Here is a 17,405-nt window from a genome sequence, read left to right as displayed (position 1 = left end):
GCTCAGGCTTCCCCGAGCTCCGAGGCGAGCGCACGCTTGCGCTCGGTGGCGATGGTGGCCGTGTCGGCATCCGCCGGGAAACGGGGAGCGGCCTCCGGTTCGTCTTCCAGTCCGAAACCGTGCTCCACCTGCCACGACACCCAGACCTCGGCGCCCTCGTTCACCGTCGGCCCGAAGGCCATGTTCTGGGCGAAGACGACGACCCTGCCCGCCCCGGGGACCTCGATCAGGTACTGGGTGCTCACGCCGCTGAACGAGACGTCGATCACGCGGCCGGGGCCGAGCGAGTTGCGGCTGGCGGATGCGGCTGGTTCGGTTTCGTGGAGGCTCAGCTTCTCAGGTCGCACTCCGACGGTCACGTCCCCGGTGTGGCGGTGGGCCCTGGACTTCGGTACCACGATCTTGCCGCCGGCGACCGCGACGGTGATGCTGTCAGCCGTGGTGGCGACCACCTCCCCGCCGAACAGGTTCGACTGGCCGAGGAAGTTGGCGACGAAGGCGGTCCGCGGCAGCTCGTACAGCAGCTCAGGTGCACCAAGCTGCTCGATGCGGCCCTTGTTCATGACCGCAACCGTGTCAGCCATGGTCATGGCCTCCTCCTGGTCGTGGGTGACATGCAGGAAGGTGAGGCCGACCTCCTCCTGGATCGACTTCAGCTCCAGCTGCATCTGCCTGCGCAACTTCAGGTCGAGGGCGCCGAGCGGCTCGTCCAGCAGCAGCAGGGCTGGGCGGTTCACCACGGCCCTGGCCAGGGCGACCCGCTGTTGCTGCCCGCCGGACAACTGGGAAGGCTTCCGGCCGGCCAGGTGATCGAGTTCCACCAGGCGCAGCGCCTCGTGGGCCTTGGCAACGGCATCCGCGATCTTCCGTCGCTTCAACCCGAACGCGACGTTCTCGAGAATGGTCATGTGCGGGAAGAGTGCATAGCTCTGGAACACGGTGTTGACCGGACGCTGGAACGGCTTGGTCCTGGTGACGTCCTTCCCACCGATCAGGATCTTGCCTGCGGTCGCGTCCTCGAGCCCGGCGACCAGGCGGAGGGTCGTGGTCTTGCCACAACCGGACGGCCCGAGAAGCGCGAAGAAGGACCCGGCCGGGATCTTCAGGTCGAGTTCCTCGATCGCGGTGAACCCGGGAAAGCGCTTGTGGATGCCGATCAGTTCCAGGTCGGCGCCGGCCTCAGCGAATGAACCAACCATGATCAGGAGCCCAGGAGCACAGCCTGGAATGCCGCGCCGTATTCGCTCTCTTCTGAGCCGTCCAGCGTCTTGAACATCTTGGTGGTTGCCAGCGTTTCGTCGCTCGGGAAGATCAGCTGGTTGTCGGCCAGCTCAGGGTCGATCGCGATGGCTGCCTCCTTCGCACCGACGACCGGGGGAATGTAGTTCACCCAGGCGGCAACCTCGGCGGCGACCTCCGGCTCGTAGTAGTAGTTGATCAGCGCTTCAGCGTTGGCCTTGCGCGTCGAACCGATGGGAACGACGAAGTTGTCGTTCCACAGGGTTCCTCCCCCGGAGGGGATGGCGAACTCCCACTTGTCGCCGGCCTCGGCATTGATAATGGTGATGTCACCGGACCACACGATGGCGGCCAGGGTGTCTTCGCTCTTCAGGTCTTCCAGGTAGGCGTTGCCCTTGATGTTGCGGATCTGGCCGTTCTCCACCTGCTCCTTGAAGGTGTCCAGTGCGGCGTAAAATTCGTCGCCACCCCAGTCGCTGCTGATGTCGACGCCGTTCTCGGCCATCAGCACGCCCATGGTGTCGCGCATCTCGGAGAGCACGCCGACTCGCCCCTTGAGCGAGGGATCCCAGAGGTCGGACACCGACTTCAGGCCATCCGGCAGTTTCTCCTTGTTCCAGGCGATGCCGGCGAAGCCGCCCTGCCACGGAATGGACTTCTTGCGTCCAGGGTCGAAGTCCGGGTTCTCCAGGTCAGGGACAAGGTTCTTGATGTTCGGGATGTTGCTGTGGTTGAGGTCCTGGACATACCCGAAGCGGATCAGGCGGCTGATCATCCAGTCGGTCAGGCAGACCACGTCCGCACCGATGTCCTGGCCGAGCGCGAGCTGGTCCTTGACCTTGCCGTAGTAGGTGTTGTTGTCGTCTACCGCGACGTCGTAGGTGACCTTGATCCCGGTCTGTTCCTCGAACTTCATGATTGTCGGGTAGTCGCCATTGTCGTCTTCGTCAATGTAGGCGGCCCAGTTCGCCCAGGTGAGGGTCTTGTCGTTGGCGGAGTTGTCCTTCGCGGCGCTCGGTGCCTCGTCTCCACCGGTGGAGCACGCGGCGAGCGCCAGCGCGGTCGCTCCAGCACCGGCACCGGCGAGTACCGTGCGGCGGGAGAGTTGGGCCCGGCGTGCTTGCCTGATCAGCTCGCGGATCATCGGGTCTTCTGGCAGTTGCCTCGTCATGGCTGCTCCTTCTCGACGTGCTGCTGACCTACTCAGCGCCGGGTAGCGGAACTGCAGTGTTCCGTGTCTGTCGATACTGGCACAACCGCGGGGAGAGTTGTACCCGAAAACTTCGGAAACATCCTCGATACCTTGAATTTCTAACGAAATCAGCAGAGTTGGGACGGTTTTGATGCGGAATCAATTGCGATCGAGGAGGTTCAGCATGCGCCGGTGCGGAAATGTCATCCACTAGGGCAATTGTGCGCGGATGACGGACCCGTCACGTCCCAGGACCCACGCGGCCCCGGGGGCGGAACCCAGCGGCGGCGGTAGTTGCCTGGTACCGACCAGCGTGCGGAATTCCGCGACAGTGCAGCCGACGAACACGACGGGGCCGGTGGACCTCGCCGTTGCGAAAAGGCCCCATTGCGACTGCCAGTCCCCCGGGTTGGCCGCCAGAATGAGCGCCTGCGCACCCCTGTCAGCGGTGATCTGGAGGCTTCGATCAGGCTGGCCTGACACGTCGATGACCGTGAGCGCTGCCGGCTCCGGATGGTGCGCGGACCGAATCCGCTCGGCGGTCGCCGCTGGAGCCGGGGCGACCAGCGCGAAACCCTGCTCGCGTTGTAACGGCCATTCGGCCCTGGCCGAGCCGGCGGATGGCGATCGCAGCGGCTCGGCAGGGCCCAGGGCGACCTGCATCCGGTGACCGCGCCATACGCCCGCCCCCGGCGCCGACTCGACGTTGAACAGTGCCGCATCGGCGCCGGCCAGCAGGTGCTCCTGGCGGTTCTGCATTCGCAGGATGAGCCGGGTGTCGCAGTTGGCCACCACCGACTGGATGCTGGAGGTCACCCTGCCGGCGCTCAGCACCGTCGCGCGTCCCCGGCCCGCGCCTTCTCGCATCAGGCGGGTCAGCAGGTCGATGAACGCCGATTGGTGATCGACGCCGAACCGCCCGACCAGCGTGTCGACGTCGTCGAGCAGGTACAGCCTGGGGGCTCCCGCGGCCACGCCCAGCTCATCGACGGCGCCGAGCTCATCGACGGCGGCAGCGACTGTGTCCCATGCGCCCTCGACGTCGGACGGGATGCGCACCGTGTTCAGGGATCGCACCCGGCACGCCTCCTGAAGGGTCGACAGGGTTCCGGTCTTCCCCGAGCCCAGCGCGCCCAGAACGACCAGGTTGCCGTCCTTCTCCGGGTCGTAGACGGCAGGAGGCTGGCTCTGCGCCTCCGGAACGTCTGCCAGGCCGAACGGCAGTCCGGGTCCGGTGTACCCGGCGAGGACGACGTCGAGCGGAAGGACCGGCGGCAACGGCTCGCACCACGGCCGGCGCACCGGATGCCGGTCGGCACGGTGTCGATCAGCGGCGTGTCGTTCGGAGGCGTGTCGTTCGGAGGCCTCGGCGACATCGTCGCCTGTGGCGAGCGCGACCTGGATCGCAACCGGCGGCCCTCCGCCGATACTGACCAGGCAGCGGCCGGCCGGGTGCACCGGAAGCTCGGCAGCATGTGGTGTCCCGACAACGGCAGTGCTGTCCGCGCCGTTGTTCACCCGCAGCGACAGGCGCAGCGAGCAGTTGGCGAGAACGGAGTCGCGAACGACACCTGCTGGACGCTGCGTGCACAGGATGAGGTGGATTCCGAGCGAGCGCCCCCGGCTGGCCAGATCGGCGAAGAGCGCCTGGAGCTCGGGAAACTCGCTCACCACGACGGCGAACTCGTCCACCATGATGACCAGCCGTGGCATCCGTTCGTCACCGGTGAGCTCGTCGAGCGACCGGGCGCCTGCTGCTGCGAGCACCCGTTCGCGGTGGCGAAGTTCGGCCCGGAGACTTGACAGCGCACGCTCGGCTGCAGCCTGGTCGAGGTCGGTGAGCAGCCCGACGGTGTGCGGGAGTCGGCTGACCGCCGTAAACGACGAGCCCCCCTTGAAGTCGACGAGCAGGAAATTCACCTCCGCCGGAGATGCGACCCGCGTCAACGCCAGCAGCCAGGACACCAGCAGTTCGCTCTTGCCGCTGCCGGTCGTTCCGCCGATGATGGCGTGCGGGCCGTCGCGCACAATGTCGATCGCCATCGCACCGCCCGCCCCGATACCGAAGACGGCGGGGAGCGCACCGTCCGCTGCGGCTGCGGGGGTGAGGTCGGCGAATTCGACCGAAGCCGGCAATGCATCGGCAGTCGTGAAGCCTGCGGATGCTGCGCAGGCCATCGCGTGCGCAGCCAGCGCCCTGGCCTCGGGTTCGGAGGTGAACCAGGGGCGAAATCCCGGGATCGGCACACCGGAGGGATTTCGCTCGACCGAGGCGAAGCCGCTCGCGGACAGGCGCACGACCACCCTGCAGGCGCGCGGCAGCCCACCGTCATCATCCGCAACGACGCAGCTGGCCTCGACGCGGGCCGGCTCCGATCCGCTGCTGAGCGGAGCGAATCCGACGCGATGGCCTCCGCTGGCCCGGGTGGCAACCGGATGCGGAAGGCCGCGTACCCAGTCAAGGCCCCCGCCAGCATCCGCAGTGATTTCAGAGTCCGCCGGGGACAGCCGGAAGGCGAGCTGAGCGACGATCGCCCGTGCCAGCGCGAAGGCGGTCACCGGCGGCCCGATGATGCCAATGCCATCCCTCGCATCGACGCACACCGGTGCGTCCACCAGCGTGCCGGCTGCAGCCCTCAGCCCGGCGTACGCCTCGGCAACCAGCGGATCCGCAATCGCGTCTGCCGCCTCCAGCTCCACGCTGCTGGGAATGGCGCCGGTCCCGAGGCAGAGGGGAACAGGAAGGCTCCAGTCCTGGCGCCACCACTCGGGGTCCCTCGCGGAGCTCCCCTGGAGCTGGTGCGGCGACAGCGCCACCTCGGAAAGCGCGTCCCGCTCACGCAGGTGGGCGGCGTCGATCGCGCGAAACGCAGCCTCGACGTCAGCGCGGAACCGAACCCCCTCGGCCCTGGCGTTGCGCCTGGACTGCCGGCCATCGTCGATCAGGCTGCCGACGGCGACCACCGGCCCGAGAAAGGCGAACACCAGGGCGAACGGTGACCCGGTGACCGCCCACATCACCAGGGAACCCACCACCGGTGCAGCGGTGGCAAGCAGGGGAAACTCCCGGCGGCGGCGCTTCTCGGGCGGGGTTGGGAGGGTGATGCGATCGGGCTTGTAGCCGGAGGAGTGGTACAGGGCAGCCATGCGGCCAGCCAAGCAGGAGCGCTGGGGCGGCTTCGCGGCCGCGACGAAGATGGCGGAGTGTGGCGCGCGGCCCGCTGTCGGGGGGAGGAGTGCTCAGCTGACCACGAAGAATTGTTCGCCGATGTCGATCCTGGTACCCCGGATCACGCGGTAGCGACGGTCGGACTCCGCCCTCCTGGCGCTGATGTCGGGCTCCCGGATGATGGTGCCGTTACCGGAGAACCTGTCTTTCACCCAGAAGGCTCCCCCCTCCTGGCCGAACTCGAGGTGGGTCTTGGACACGGACTTGCCGGTGTCGAGCACCCTAACGAGATGCTCGAAGAATTCGCCCGGTTCCGGCTGGGGGTTGCGTCCGATCAGGCCGCTGCCGTGGACGGTGAAACTCTCCCCCGTGCTGAACTGGAGCACGAAACGGTCGCCGGACACCCGGCTGACGATGCGGGTGGCCTCGAGGTCGTCGTACTCGCCGGCGACGTCATACTCGCCAGTGTCACGGAACCGCTGCCGCGCTGCCGCCGGCGGAGCGGGTGGTGCCGTCGGCGCCGGCGGGGTGCTGGGCGCAGCCGGCCGCAATGACGCCGGCGGAACGACCAGCTCGGGCCGGCTGGCTGCCCACAGTGGTCTCGGCTCTGGCTTGGCCTCCTGTGTCGGCTCAGGCCCAGGGTCCGACTCGTGGTCCGCTGGTTCTGGTTCTGGTTCTGGCGCCGGCTCGAGCTCCGACTCCGACTCCGACTCCGGCTCCGGAAGGAACTCCCGCACCCGCTCGATCGAGGGCTCACGGGTCATCGGTGACAGGTCGAGTTGCCGGGTCTCGCCGGTGAAGTCCGACACCGAGAACGCGCGGGTGATCGATCGTGAGACGAAACCGCATTCGCCACAGAAGATGTCGTCGCTGCTCATGACGTTCTGGCACTGCTCGCAGCGAAGGTCGCCGGCCGAGAGCTCGACATCGATCTCATCCGCGTCATCCGTCAAGGAGTCGCCGGTGACCGGGTCCTCAACCCAGCGCGCCGGGGTCGTCTGCCGAACCTCGGCTGACCTCCGCTCGACCGAATTCGCGGGAGCCGACCTGAGCACCGGATGTGACTGGCCGCCTGCATCCGTCACGGCGGTTCTCGGTGCACTGGCGACCGACCGACCGCACTCTCCGCAAAAGAGCGCGCCGGGGGGCAGCGTTGTGCCGCAATGCGTGCAATTCACCTGCGCCCCCTGACGTTCAGCCGCGAATCCTTGCGCCTGAACAGGCTCTTGACACTATATCCACCCAGTGATCGCACCGACACGAGCGCCTTGATGCGCTGCCATCGGGTGCGCCCCTGCCCGAGCGCCTGCCGCAGCTCATCGACGGCCCGCCACACCTTCTCCGCCTCGGAGTCCTCGGTCGAATCCGGCGAGAAGACGGCGCGATCCGCAACGGATGCCAACACCAGGGAACGGGTTCCGCCCACCGTTCGTGCGACCTCGGCCCTGGTGGGCATCGGCGGGGGGTTGTAGCCGTGGTCGAGAACCGCGTCCTCGAACTCCTGCCATCCGCCGGCCACCCGGGTGATCGGTGACGTCGCACGCCTTCGCAACGACCTTCTGCGCAGCTTGGCCACCGCCACGGCCAGGAACGGCGACATCAGGATGGCGGCACCGAGGAGGACCATCCCGGTGACCTGCGCAATCGCCAGCAGGATCGCGAGGACCTCGTTCGGCAACTCCGGGTCCTCCTGCGAGCTGTCCGGCTGCACCTGCTCCACGGTGAAGTCGGGCTCGGTGGGCGGTGGCTGCACCGGCGACTGCGGGCGTGCGACCTGGGTCGGGTCTTCCGGCTCCTCTTCCGGGATCTCCCGCGGATCCGGATTCGGGTTGATCGCCACCCAGCCATGCCTCGAGGTGTTGACCTCGATCCATGCGGACACGTCTTCGCCCAGTACCGTCACCACAGAATCACTGTCCTGGTGATCGGGAGCGAACCCGAGCACCACCCGGGCGGGGAAACCCAATTGGCCGGCCATCAGGGCTGCCGTCACCGCATACTGCTCCGCATCGCCGATCATCCGCTGACCGGTCAGCAACTGGGTGATCCGGTCGGCGGCATGACCGGACCTGCTGGCCGGCTCATCCTCATCGACGCCGTGACTGATGTAGCCGTCGGCACGCAACCCGTCGATCATGGCCTGGAGCCGGGCACCGGCTGTCTCGGCTTCGCCGACGTAGCCGCTGAGGGCCAGTGCCAGCTCATCCGGCAATTGTGCCGGCTGCGGAACGGTGGCACTTCCCGGTTCGAGTGCGGCCAGCTGCCCGGGGGTCGGCGACGACGGTACCACTGCCTGGAAACGGTAGGAGTCCCCTTCAGAGAGCCCTTCGACGACTACCGCTGTGCCGCTGTTGTCGTTGTAGAAGAATGAGCCGCGCAGGTCGGCGGCGTCCGGCCCTGCGAAGGTGACGCTCTCGAGCTTGCCGATGGACGGCATCCAGATGCCCTGATACTGGTCGACCGTGACCTGCACCGAAATCTCATCGCCGGCAACCCCTGACTGGTCGAAGGTGGTGGGAACCCTGACGAACGAGCCGGACAGGCTGCTCACCTGGTCGCTGCCGACCGAGTAGACGATCCCGTCATAGGTGTCGAGAGCCGCGACCCGGAGCATTGCGCCCTCGGGAAGCCCCTCCACCATGAACATCGGCCGGTTGGCCGACTGCACCTGGTGGTAGGCACGGAACCCGCTGAGCGGACTGGCATGATCTCGGGGATCGAACGGCTCCTCGACGGCCGCACGCAGCACCTGCCGCCCGGTGTCGACCGGGAACAACCAGACGCCACCGAGTGCGATGCCAACGGCCAGCGTCATCGTGAGGGCAGAACCCAGAAGGGCGCGAAAGCCGAGTCGGGTGTCCCGGGACTCGACGGCCCTCCCCTTACCTGAGGCGGGCTGTCCGACCAGGAGGCGAATCGACGCCCGCCTCCGATACCACCGGGCCCAGATCAGCCAGACCAGGATGAGAACGAGCAACGCGAGCGTCAGCGGCATCGGCCAGTCGGTCGACTCGGGGCCGAAAGTCACGGCAAGAACCAGGATGATGGCGGGAACGATGACCGCGACCTCGCCGTACCGGGCGCGAAGGGCGATGCTCAGTCCGATCACCGTGCCGAAGAGCATGAGCAGCAGAGCCGGGACCAGGAGCGCTTCGAAACTGCCGACCGGCAGGGTGATGGTGAGCAGCTGCTTCCAGCCCACCGCGGACCCGGCGAGCAGGTCGACCATTCCACCGAGGCTGGGAAGGACGCCGTAGAGTGCCTGATCGGGCACTGCGAGTGGCACCCCCAGAAGCAGGTAGGACGCGATGGCCACCAGCATCACCACGATGCTCGACCAGCGATAGACGGCCCCGAGGATGGCAATCGCAGACCCGGCAATGAGCGAGGCGGCGATCAGGATGATCAGGCGCTCAGACTGGTAGATGGGCCACAGCGTCGCTCCGGCGACCGCGAACGTCGCCCACACCATCACGGTGTTGATGGCGATGAACCCGGGAGAAACTGTGGACCTGGCCATCAGGCGGCTGCTGCCTTGGCGAGGCTCTTCTGGAGGTCTTCGAGGTACCCGATGGTCAGCACGCTGAGGCCGGATACCTGGCGGAGGCCCGGAACTGTCTCTGGATCGCACACGATGGCGACGACCTCGACCCCCACCGAGAACTGGGTCGATGCAGAACGGAGCTGGCCAGGCGTCGGAAGTGAGCCGCAGACCAGGAAGGCGACCGAGATTCCGGTGACCTGCTCCGCCGTCACCCGCGCGACATCCGTTATGGCCAACGCGGACTGCGAGTGCCCGACGACGGCCAGGTCGTCAAGCAGCCTCGCCCTGGTGAGCGTACTGAGCTGCCGGACCGCGAGGGTCTTTCGCTTAGCGAATTCCGGAGTCTCGGCGCTCGCGACGACAGAGACGTTTCTCACATCCCGGATGGCGCGCACGCCGAGGGACCCGGCGACGCTGACCGCAAGCTCGAACTCCTCGTCGCCCGCGTAGTCGCCCGACGCGAGGCTGAGCGCGACGACCAGGTGGCTGCGCCTGGTCTCCTCGAATTGGCGCACCATGTACGTACCGGTCTTGGCCGTGCTTTTCCAGTGGATGTAACGACGTTCATCCCCCGGCATGTACTCACGGAGTGCGTGGAATGCAACATCGCTGTTCGTCAGGTCGCGGGTGGCGTTTCCCTCCAGGTCGCGAATGAGCCCAGTGCTGGTGCTCGGGATCGCTATCGTTCGCGGGTGGACGACGAGTTCTGCAACGTCGGTCCAGACGAGTTCGCGTCGCACCAGGCCGATCGGGTCTGCACGCACGGTTCGTACCGGACCGACCTGGTAGACCCCTCGCCTGGTCGTCGGCACCGAGAATTCCTGCTCGAAGGAGGAGCCGCGCGCCACGCTCGGCAGGACGATTTCAGTCAGGCCCCGTCCCACCGGGATCTCGACCTTCACACCGAGAACCCGTCTCCTGGTTGGGTTCACCACCGAGACGATCCCACTCGCGTCGTCGCCGATCACCACGCGTCGGTGGGGAAGGTCGAGGGTGAGGGTGAAGGAACTGCGACCGATCAGGTAGACGGCGGCGATCAGGATCATGACACCGCCGGCAAATCCGACGGCAACCAGCTCTGTCCATCCGAACCGGTAACCCGCCAGCAGGCTCACCGGCACGATAACCAGCATCGCCCAGCCGAGAGGCGTGATGACGGTGGCCATGCGCCCGGTCCAGATTGCGACGCGGGCTCCGGCGGTGCGCGTGAACCGCACCAAGGACACGATGGCATCGGCAAGGATGCCCTCGCGATAGCCCACGATACGGGTGCGCGCGTTGGTGAGGCCGCGAGTCTCGGTGCTGGTGTGTTCCGCTCGCCCGGTCAAAGCCGTTCGGCTGTGAGCGGATAGGGCCTGTCGCGCCTGTGGCGATCCTGTGTTCGGTGTCAAACCGCCTGCCTCTCGCTGGGCGGGGAGGTCTCCATCAGGATCTGCGCAATGATGCTCGACGAGGTGACACCGTCGAACTCTGCTTCAGGGTCGAGCACCAGGCGGTGGGCAAGCACCGGCTCGGCGAGGGCCTTGACGTCGTCCGGCACGACGTAGTGCCTGCCGCTGGCAGCAGCGAGTGTCTTCGCCGTGCGAATCAGGGCGAGCGCCCCTCGCACGCTGACGCCGAGGCGCACCTCGGTTGCGCTCCTGGTGGACTCAACCAGCCGGGAGACGTAGTCGTTGATGGTGGGGTCGACGTGAACTGTGCGCGCGATCGCCGCCATCTCGGTGACGACCTCCGCGGTGATGATCGGCGCCAATTCGGTCTCGTGCGCTCGCACTCCGGCACCCTCGAGGATGCGCAGTGTTGACGCGTGATCGGGGTAGCCGATCGATGCCTTCATGATGAACCGATCGAGCTGCGCCTCGGGGAGACGATAGGTTCCAGCCTGCTCGATCGGGTTCTGGGTGGCGATCACCATGAAAGGCACCCCGGCCGGGTGTGTGACGCCGTCGACGGTGACCTGACCCTCCTCCATGACCTCCAGCAGCGCGGCCTGGGTCTTCGGGCTCGCCCGGTTGATTTCGTCGGCCAGCACGATGTTCGCGAAGACCGGCCCGGCGTGGAACTCGAAGGACGCCGACTTCTGGTCGTACACGCTTACACCGGTGATGTCGCCGGGCAGCAGGTCGGGGGTGAACTGGATGCGGCTGGACGAGCCTTCAACGCTCTCGGCGATCGCCCGGGCCAGTGACGTCTTGCCAGTGCCCGGAAAGTCCTCCAGCAGCAGGTGGCCCTCGCTGAGCAGCGCGGTGAACGACAGCCGGATGACGAACGTCTTGCCCAGGAGGACCTGGTCGACGTTGGCTACCAAGCGGTTGAAGATGTCAGCGAACCAGCTGGCCTGCTCAGGGGTCATGCTCATTGTGTTGCCTTTCCGGCGCTTGTCGGTGTCATGGGGTCTGGCATCGCGCCTCGTCGAACTCGGGGTCGGTGCGAGTGGTTCCGTCAATGGTGACGGTCGCCTTGACGCGGATTCCCGTTGCACCCCCTGGCACTGTTTCGCCTGGGTCAGGAGTTCGGAAGGCCCCCCAGATCAGTCCGAGGCTCTCATAGGACACTTGGTATGTCACTGTGCTGGTGCTCGCCCCGGGGTTGAGCGGAAGGATGACGATTCCCTCAAGCGGGGATCCAGGGGCACAGCTCGCGACATCCGCCCGCGTTGCCATGGGCATCGCGGAATACACACTCGATGATGCTCCGCAGTAGCTTGCCGACGCATCGCGGCAACCTCTGAATTGCACGTTCACCGTTGACCCGTACAGAGACCCGGGAACGGAGATGAATGCGCCAACGGTGGCAGTGCGCCACACGCCGTCACCCAGCGAATACTCGTACCGAAGAGCGTTCCCGGATGCCACTGAGAGCGATGTGATTGCAACATCATGGAATCCTGCACCACTATGCGCGACTTCGATGCTCCCGCTTGCCTGTCCGGGCGGACGCTTGCTCTCGACCGCGCCGGAGACTGTGGGAGTGCAGTACAGCCCATTGTCCGCATAGACGATGTAGATGTATTGGTTACCGTCGTTGACGTGCGTGTCCACCCAACCGCTGGAAGCCGGGCTAACGCCCTTGTTGAGACCGGTGCCGTCACACCTGGAGGGAACCTGGTCGCCGACATCGACCCTCCCGATCGAGTAGGTACCTGAGACAGCCCCGTTCCAGGAAGCCGGCGCCCACTCCACCCTGATGTTGCCCGAGGTGTCGTGCACGACGGCAGCCAGCCCTGGCACAGCCGAAGGGGGGCCGACCGTCGTGACGGTGACCGCCGGATTACGGTTCCACTGGGCATCAGAAGCCTGCGCGCTGTTTCGCGCATAGACGGTCACCGAATACTGCTGATTCGCGACAAGCGCGCCGCCCGCCGTGGTGTCGACCAGCGAGTTGGCGCCCGGTCCGACGTTGATGGCCGCGTCGACGTTACTTCCGGTGATCCTGACGGTGTAGCCGGAGACCGCGGTTCCGGGGCTGGGATCGGCCACCCGGTTCCAGTTGATGGTGATCGCCCCGCCTGCGGGAGCGGCGTTCGTGGCAACAGCGGTGATGCCGCCCACCGGGGCAGGCAGGTAATCGGCGCTGACCGGGGTACTCGCCGGGCTCGGCTCAGAGTCGCCGATCCCGTTGGTGGCGATCACGCGGAACTCGTACATCGCACCGATCGTGAGGTCGGTCAGGTCACAGCGCAGTTGCAGCCCGCAATCCTTGCTGTAGCCGCCATTGTTGGTGCTGACGACGCGATAGCCGGTGATCGGGGAGTTGTTGAATGCGGGAGCCGTGATCCTCAGGGTGACGACGCCTCCGACATATTCCGCGACCGCGCGGGTCGGCGCAATCGGTGCGTCGGGCACATCCTGCACTGACAGGGTGACCGTCCCCCAGACGCGGCGGTCCGGATCGCTGGTGGCGTCTGCGACCTGGTACTGCAACGAGGTGTCGATAGGGAGGGCACCTTCCGAGACCGTGACCGTCAGACGGCTCCGATCTGCACTCGGCACGACCGTGACACCGTCAGGCAGGCTTCCACCGCCCAGCCCACGGATGTCGACCACCTTCAGTGGCCGGCCGGGGAACGGGTTGGTCGCTTCGTCGTTCGCCAGCACGTTGACGACGGTGGTCTCTCCACGCTTCACGATCGCCGTATCCGGCGCCGGTGAAGCGAGGGGCCGGCTCGACGCCACCACGTTCAGCTGGATCCGGCCCGGCTGGCCAACGCTCAGGTCGTCCCGAACTCCCAGGGTGAGCCCGGTACTCGCTCCCTTGCTGGCGTCGGCATTCGCGCGCAGCGTCAGCGTGTTCTCGCTCAGTGAATAGCTGAAGCCGACCGGGAGGGGCTCGATGACCGTATAGGCGAGTTCGTCGATGTCGTCCGGGTACGGATAGTTGGTCAGCTTGAGCAGGTCGAGCACCTTCTCTTCTGCGGGCTCGAAGTCGATGACGCCACCGGTGAACACCGGCGGCTGGTTCTCACGCGGAGTTACGGTGATCGGCAGCACCAGCGTCGCCTTCCGCCCATTCGGGTCGGAAGCGGATGTGCCGTCCGTCACCTCGAAAGAGATGGACGCCGGCCCGAAATACTTGTCTGCCGACGTGAACCGCAGAGTGTTGTCATCGACGACCAGGTCGCTACCGTCGGAGTGGGTGGCCCGCACGGTCGCGCTGTCAGTCAGGCGCACGGCTTGCCCGCCGATGGTGATCACGCGCTTGCCAAGCTCGATGATCAGCTCGGATTCGCTTTCCACCGTGAGCGGATTGGCACGACGGTCGAGTTGGGGCAGCGCGTCATCGTAGCCAGGCACCCACACGAAGGCATAGGAGACGATGTCGGGGTCGTCCGGGTGCGCGACCGAGAACGGGATGATCTGGCTGGAATTCTCCACCGTGACCTGCACACGCTTGTCGTCTGTGATGACCGCGGAACTCCGGTAACCAGCGAGCAGCCCGAGGCGGAGTGCCGAGGAATCGCCATCCGCGAAGAAGACATTGCGCAGGACGTCCACATCGATGACTTCACGGTCGAGGATGTCGGTGAGGGTGAGCACGGTGTCCAGCGCGACCGGGTACGCCAATGGCGCTACCGGGTCGACCTCGACGGTGATGAAGTTGGAGCTGGTGCCGCCGAACTCATTCTCGATGGTGTAGACGAGGCCGTAGCGGTCCGGCTCCTCGGGCGGCGTGATGGTGATGATGTCGTCTTCTATCACGGCAACGATGTCTGGCGAGTTCGGCTCGACACCGGTCACCGTCAGCGGCGAACCCCCTGGGTCTGAATCATTGGCGAGCACCAGCACCGACACGGTGCCCCCTGGCCGCACCCGCACCACGTCGGGGTTCGCAACCGGGTTGCGGGCTCCCGTGGTGACCGGGCTGATTCCGACTCGTACGGTTCCGATCGACCGAGCACCCAGCCCATCCATCACGGTGTACGTGAAGGTGTCGGTTCCTGCCGAGTACCCACCGGCCTCGTACTCGATGAAGTCGGCCCCGACCTGGCTGACCGCGCCCTTCTCCGGGTTGGATTCCTGCCCCAGCAGCTGGACGGAGTCCCCGTCCGGGTCGATCCCGGTGAGCGGGATCCGGATGCTGACCTTCTCCCCTGCCAGCACCCGCGCCGTTACCACCTGCGGGACCGGTGCAGTGTTGGTTGCCTCAATGGCTTCCCGCACGGCGATACGCACCTGCGCCTGTGCCACCTGGCCGTCTGGGCCCGCGACTTCGTAGACGGCGGTGAAGTTGCCGGTCTGTTTCGGTGCCAGGTAACGCAACTTGTTCCCGGATGCGAACAGCAGGCCAGAACCCTGCTTCAGTCCGGAGACCAGTTCCGGGTTGAGCGTCAGGTCTTCGCCATCCGGATGCACGTCGTTGGCCAGCACTGGGATGTCGATCGCGTCACCCAGCCGCACGGAGACGGTGTCATCCGTCGCCACCGGCGCTTGCGTCCGCGCCGGCCGTGGCAGCTCAACCACGGTGACCACACCCTCAGACTCGGCGAGGCCGTTGCTGACCCGGTATCCGAAACTCAGCGTGCCCGCGTCGAGCGGCGCGGTCAGGGTCACCCGGATCGCCCGCTGCTCGAGCACCTCCGCCCGCACTCCGGATGCCACGCCCAGGTCGTCGACACCGGTCACCATGAGCACGCCGCCGGCCGGATCGATGTCGGTAGCAGCCACGCGGATGGTCTCACTGCTCAGCGTCTTCACGAAAATCGTCTTCGGGATGGTGATCGGCTTCGAATTGGCGTCCGGTGGGGCGGCCACATCGATGCGCACCAGGCCGGTCGCCGTCTGGTCGCCATCCGTCACCACGTATTCGATGTAGTGCGTGCGGATCTGTTCGCTGGTGAATCGGAACGTGCCAGTCTCGACACTCGATTCGATGGTCGCCCCGGTCTTCGCAGGCACGCCGCTCAGCCGGATGACGCCGGTTCCGCCGCGCACATGGTTCAGCGGTTCTACCGTGGCTTCTCGGCCCGCGTAGGTCTGGACTACGAAGGGGTCGGCGATGATCGGCACATCGCCGGCGGCGCGAACGGTGACCGACATCGACCCGGAGCCCAGCGCCGACCCGTCCGACACCGTCAGCGCGATGGAGCGAAGCTGACCCGCCGCACCGCCCTCCTGGAAGACGACGGTTCCTTCCGGCTTGTGGCTGACCTGGTCAGGAAGGGATCCACCCGCGTCGGCCAGGTAGAACGCATCGCCGTCCGGGTCGACCCAATCGCCGAGCACGGGGGTGGACACCCTCCCGTTCTGGGCGACGGATGCCTTCGTCGGCCGGAGCTGGACGGGCGGCGAATTCTCTTCAGGGCTGCGGGTGGTGATGGTGACTGTGGCCTGGGCGACACCACCGCGCCCGTCGCTGATCGTGTAGCCGAACGAGATCTCCCCGCTCGCACCGGGGGCGAGGCTGAGCTGTGCCTGCTGAGCGTTGTTGATCACGTCGATGCGACCGACGTTCGGATCGATGGGGACGACCTCGGTGATCACCAGCACGTCGCCGTTCGGGTCGTAGTCGTTGAGCAGCAGCGGAAGCACGCTGGTCCGGCCGGGGCGGGCGCCGAATGCGTCGTCGATGGCGACGGGTGGTACCTGGTCCTTCTCGAATTCCGGCGGGGTGTCCTCCTCGATCTCTTCCACCTCGCGCTGGTCCTCCTCCGCGAGGATCAGTTCGTCCCAGTTGGCGATGAGTTCACCGCCCTGCTGCACCGCCCAGGCGTTGCCGCTGGCCGGATCGCTCAGCACGACGCGATCACCGTTGACCGCGAACGTCGTCCGCTGGCTTCCCGCTTCCAGCCCGGTCAGGGCCAGGGTCGTTCCTTCCATGCCGGCGCACTGGCGCCACGCGTTCCCGCCGGTCCAGGCTGCGAAGTTGCAACCGTCGACGATGACCGGCGCAATGGCGTTGCCGGACTGCCCGGAGACGAGCTCGCGAATCGTTCCACCGTTCAGGGGTACGGACAACAGGGCCGGCCCCGTCGCCACCAGAACGGAGTCGTCGGTTGCCGACGGGCGTTGGAGGGCAGCATCTTCTGTGCTCGGGGCGGCGTCGGCAAGGTCGATGGTTCGTTCCTGGGTCACCAATTCGCGGGTGGTCTGGTTGAACAGCACCCAGGCATCCCCGACCGCGGTGATCTCGAAGTCGTCCCCCGGCGCGGAAACATCGACATCCTGGCTCTGGCTGACGGCGGCGGGCGAGGTCGCGTCGACCCGGTAGACCTTGCGGGTGTCTGCCGAGAATGCGAAGACCACACCCTGGTCGGACACCGTGGCGATGGAGTCTTCACCGAAGTTCAGGGTCGGCTCCGTTGCGGCGTCGAAGTTGGCCAACTCTGTGTACGGGAGAATCCAGACCGCTCCCGTCCTGGTGGCGTGGATGACGACGTTGTCGCCGGCCAGGTGGACCTCGGGAGAATCGGCCGGCATCGGCGCACTGTCTTCAATCGTGGAGGTTGCAGGGTCGACAATGTCCACGGTGTTGTTCTCGCGGTCGAAGAGCAGCACCTCGGTGCCGCGCTGCACCACCTCGATCTCGTCGCCGGCGGCCTGCACGACGGTGTTGAGTTCCAGCACCGCGGTGTTGGCGCGACCGATCACCTGCTCCGTGCCGTTCGCGACCCACACCGACGAGTCGTTCAGGTCCATGCGCTGCGACGCATAGCCGGTGGAGATCACCGCGATGGTCGCGATCAGCGATGCGATCACGAACCCGCTGGCCACCGTGGACACCAGTGACTTGTGCCGTGCGGCCCACCTTCTAAACATCGTCGA

Annotated in this window: 8 protein-coding genes; all 8 read right to left on the bottom strand. The window is 66.4% G+C overall.

Annotated features, from left to right (window positions below; genetic code table 11):
• Window positions 1-2 precede the first annotated feature (2 nt).
• Window positions 3-1,199: an ABC transporter ATP-binding protein gene (locus ACX3PH_RS15180; protein WP_459093533.1), complete on the bottom strand. Its 1,197-nt coding sequence runs from the start codon at window positions 1,197-1,199 to the stop codon at window positions 3-5.
• Window positions 1,200-1,201: 2 nt separating this feature from the next.
• The gene (locus ACX3PH_RS15175; protein ID WP_459093532.1) at window positions 1,202-2,410 is read right to left on the bottom strand and encodes an ABC transporter substrate-binding protein; all 1,209 of its coding nucleotides are present in this window, start codon (window positions 2,408-2,410) and stop codon (window positions 1,202-1,204) included.
• A 231-nt stretch (window positions 2,411-2,641) separates the two neighbouring features.
• Window positions 2,642-5,578: an FtsK/SpoIIIE domain-containing protein gene (locus ACX3PH_RS15170; RefSeq protein WP_459093531.1), complete on the bottom strand. Its 2,937-nt coding sequence runs from the start codon at window positions 5,576-5,578 to the stop codon at window positions 2,642-2,644.
• Window positions 5,579-5,671: 93 nt separating this feature from the next.
• Window positions 5,672-6,778 carry a double zinc ribbon domain-containing protein gene (locus ACX3PH_RS15165; RefSeq protein WP_459093530.1) on the bottom strand — a complete coding sequence of 369 codons (1,107 nt, stop codon included), beginning with the start codon at window positions 6,776-6,778 and terminating at the stop codon, window positions 5,672-5,674.
• Window positions 6,775-9,120, bottom strand: a complete 2,346-nt coding sequence (locus tag ACX3PH_RS15160; RefSeq protein ID WP_459093529.1) for a transglutaminase domain-containing protein — start codon at window positions 9,118-9,120, stop codon at window positions 6,775-6,777. Before ACX3PH_RS15160 ends, ACX3PH_RS15165 begins: the two co-directional genes overlap by 4 nt.
• Window positions 9,120-10,472 (bottom strand): DUF58 domain-containing protein, encoded by a 1,353-nt coding sequence (locus ACX3PH_RS15155; RefSeq protein WP_459093528.1) that lies wholly within the window; start codon window positions 10,470-10,472, stop codon window positions 9,120-9,122. Before ACX3PH_RS15155 ends, ACX3PH_RS15160 begins: the two co-directional genes overlap by 1 nt.
• A 59-nt stretch (window positions 10,473-10,531) precedes the next feature.
• Entirely contained in the window at window positions 10,532-11,503 is a 972-nt protein-coding gene (locus ACX3PH_RS15150) for an AAA family ATPase (protein ID WP_459093527.1), read from the bottom strand.
• Window positions 11,504-11,531: 28 nt separating this feature from the next.
• The gene (locus tag ACX3PH_RS15145; RefSeq protein WP_459093526.1) at window positions 11,532-17,399 is read right to left on the bottom strand and encodes an Ig-like domain-containing protein; all 5,868 of its coding nucleotides are present in this window, start codon (window positions 17,397-17,399) and stop codon (window positions 11,532-11,534) included.
• Window positions 17,400-17,405 lie beyond the last annotated feature (6 nt).

The sequence above is a fragment of the Homoserinimonas sp. A520 genome (assembly GCF_054489245.1).
This window is presented reverse-complemented; position numbering and strand designations above follow the sequence as displayed.